This is a genomic window from Phenylobacterium sp. CCH9-H3 (genome assembly GCF_001557235.1).
Taxonomy (GTDB): domain Bacteria; phylum Pseudomonadota; class Alphaproteobacteria; order Caulobacterales; family Caulobacteraceae; genus Phenylobacterium.
This window is the reverse complement of record NZ_LSJI01000133.1, coordinates 1-592: the sequence shown is the minus strand read 5'-3', so window position 1 is coordinate 592 and position 592 is coordinate 1. Positions and strand designations below refer to the sequence as shown.

Sequence of the window (592 nt, the reverse complement as noted above, 5' to 3'; positions counted from 1 at the left end):
GCCGCACCGCCTCCAGGCGCTCGTCCAGCAGGACGAACAGGTCCTCGGGCGTCTCGGTCTCCAGGCGCTCGCGCTCGTCCCAGATCAGCCGGCGCAGGGCGGTGCGCAGTTCGGCCTCGCGGGCCAGGACGGCGGGGTCGATGGGGGCAGGGGCGGGGACGGGGGCGTCGGCGTCGTCCGCGCAGGCGTCGTCTTCGGCTTCGTCGCCGGCCCCGACCTCTTCGTCGTCCTCGTCCTCGTCTTCGTAGTCGTAGGCGTCATCGGCCGGGCGGGCGAAGCGCGCCAAGGGGGCCAGGATCGCGTCGCGGTCGGCCTTCAGCCGCGCCTCGCGAGCGGCCTCCAGGGCGTCGCGCGCCGCATCCCGCCGCAGCTTGGCGGTGAGCGCCAGGCTCTGCCGCGCCGAGCGCGCGATCCGCTGATAGGCCCGGGCCATCTCGGCGATGGTCGCCGGCTCGTCCGCCGCCAGCGCATGAGCATGGACATGCCGCGCCAGCGCCATGTCGAGCTCGGCCAGCTCGGCGAGGGACGCCTGTTCGTGCTCCGTGAGGTCGAGACCTTGCGCCATGAACGGAAGGGGAACATGGGGTGGGGG

The 592-nt window shown here is 74.2% G+C and carries 1 protein-coding gene; it reads right to left on the bottom strand.

From position 1 onward, the window contains the following. On the bottom strand, positions 1-565 hold a 565-nt coding region (locus AX721_RS12960), incomplete at its 3' end, for a hypothetical protein (RefSeq protein ID WP_369807902.1). Positions 566-592: the final 27 nt, after the last annotated feature.